This is a genomic window from Nocardia amamiensis (genome assembly GCF_015477605.1).
Lineage (GTDB): Bacteria > Actinomycetota > Actinomycetes > Mycobacteriales > Mycobacteriaceae > Nocardia > Nocardia amamiensis_A.
Window position 1 is genome coordinate 1 of sequence record NZ_JADLQX010000121.1, and the last position, 2,000, is coordinate 2,000.

The following is a 2,000-nucleotide window of genomic DNA, read 5'->3' on the forward strand; positions in this document are numbered from 1 at the left end:
GCCGTCGCCGCCGCGCTCAACAGCCGTCCCCGCAAAACACTCGGCTGGAGGACGCCGGTCGAAGCACTCAACGAGCTGCTACTGTCGGCCCAACAAAGCGGTGTTGCGACGACCGATTGAGCCCGGGCAGTACACCAGCTGGGCTTCGGGCAGCGGATCCGCACAGCCGGATTGCTCGGCTCGATGGGGTCGATCGGGGACTGCTTCGACAACAGTATGGTCGAAAGCTTCTTCGGAACACTGCAATTGGAGTTGCTCGACCGCAAACAGTGGATCACGCGCCAAGAACTGGCGAACGCGATCTTCGACTACATCGAAACCTTCTACAACCCCGCAAGGCGACACTCGAAGATCGGAATGCTCAGCCCCGTAGAGTACGAACGAGCCCACACCCCCGCTCACGCAGCCGCGTGAGCATCACACCCAACCCGTCCGGGAAACCGGGGCAAGCTCAACGAAGACCGCTGGGCGCCATCGCGCCGGACGTGGATTCATAGCCGGAGTGATGGCATTGCGGGTGAGCCCGCCGAACCGGTGAACTGGCACTCCCAGACCAGATAGGATTCGATGAGTTCCTGTAGCGCCTCGACAACCGCTGTGATGTCCTCGGTGCTGGCGTCGAGCCCAAGCGCTCGCGTCCGCGAGACCATACAAGCCAACCGGTGACATATCGCCGCTACGACAACCTCCACAGCCGATCCCGCAAGCACTGCCCTGGGCCGTTGAAGACGAGTTACCGTCACCCGAATCCGGTAGACCACGTTCAACTACGTGGAACGACAATTCGACAAAGCAGTCTCTCGCTCCTACGGCGGCCTACACGTATCCACTGGCAGAAACACTTTCTGATTCCCGACTCGCTTCAGGGAGGCGATCCGTTCACGCCGTCACATCTCTGACTGGCACAACTTTCGAACTATGGCAGAGGGAGCGATTCCGTTCTGCATATTATCGTCGGGCGGATCGTCGCGTTCCAGCTCCCGAAAGTGCGGCGGCGCGGCGGTCGGCAGGGGATGCGGACGCCGCGTCTCGCATTCAGGTGGTCAGTTCTCCTCGCCGGACATGGCCTCGATGAGCGACTTGGGACGCATATCCACCCAGTTCGTCTCCACGTACTCCAGGCAGGACTTGCGGTTGGCAGCACCGTAGACGATGGACCAGCCGCCGGGGACGGCCGCGAAGACCGGCCATAAGGAGTGTTGGCCCTCCTGGTTGATCAGGACGTAGAACCTGGCGTTGTCGTCGTCGAACGGGTTGGTCATTTCATTTACTTTCTGGTGAGGTATGGGGTGGGATGCTGTTAGGAATAGACGTCCGAGCCAATCACAACGTCGCTCAAAAGATTCTTACTGGACGCTGTATTGAATTTCCGAACCGGATCCCTATAAGAAATGCCGGTGCCAAGCATGATTCCGTGCTCGGCGCCAGCTGATTTCGTCGACACCTATTCTGTGGTCATGATCGTGATCTCGTCGTCGGCCGGGTCGGTCGCCTCCCCCGGTGCGACGAACCAGTGGCTGACCTCGGCTTCGGTGAGGTCGGCGTCCAGGTCGCCGGTCGGGAGGACCGCGAGGGCACCCGCTGTGGCGGAGGCCAGGAACTCCAGCACAGCCGGTTGGCCGGCGGTGGCGGTGGTGTACGTGGTCGACTCGTAGGTGATCTCGTACTGCTCGCGCACCTGTTCGGCCCGGGCCAGCGCCTCGGACTGGGAGAACGTGACGACTCCGTTTGCCGTGGTGACGACGAACGCCGGGTGTTCTTCGCCGAGCGGGCGTACTCGGTCGGCGTAGGACACCGGGTGCGGCGCGGCCGCGGCGAGGTCCTGGCGCACCTGCGGGTCGTCGAGTGCCACCCAGCGGATGTCGCTGTCGGACAGCGGCTCCCGGGTGATCCCGAATCCGGCGCCCGCGGCGGTCAGCTCGTCGGCCGTGCGGTCACCCGCGAACAGGCAGGCCGCACCGGCCTTCTGCACCGCCCACACCGCGACCACGGCGTCCACC

The 2,000-nt window shown here is 63.1% G+C and carries 3 protein-coding genes; 1 reads left to right on the plus strand and 2 read right to left on the minus strand.

All coding sequences use genetic code 11. The features are described from left to right. Positions 1 to 183: 183 nt before the first annotated feature. On the plus strand, positions 184 to 414 hold the full coding sequence (locus IU459_RS36940; protein WP_195134222.1) for an IS3 family transposase: 231 nt from the start codon (positions 184 to 186) through the stop codon (positions 412 to 414). A 629-nt stretch (positions 415 to 1,043) separates the two neighbouring features. Here the strand turns inward: IU459_RS36940 and IU459_RS36945 are convergent. Next, positions 1,044 to 1,262: an MbtH family protein gene (locus tag IU459_RS36945; protein WP_195134223.1), complete on the minus strand. Its 219-nt coding sequence runs from the start codon at positions 1,260 to 1,262 to the stop codon at positions 1,044 to 1,046. 182 nt (positions 1,263 to 1,444) lie between these two features. Further along, positions 1,445 to 2,000: hypothetical protein (locus IU459_RS36950; RefSeq protein WP_195134224.1), on the minus strand; the 556-nt coding region annotated here is incomplete at its 5' end.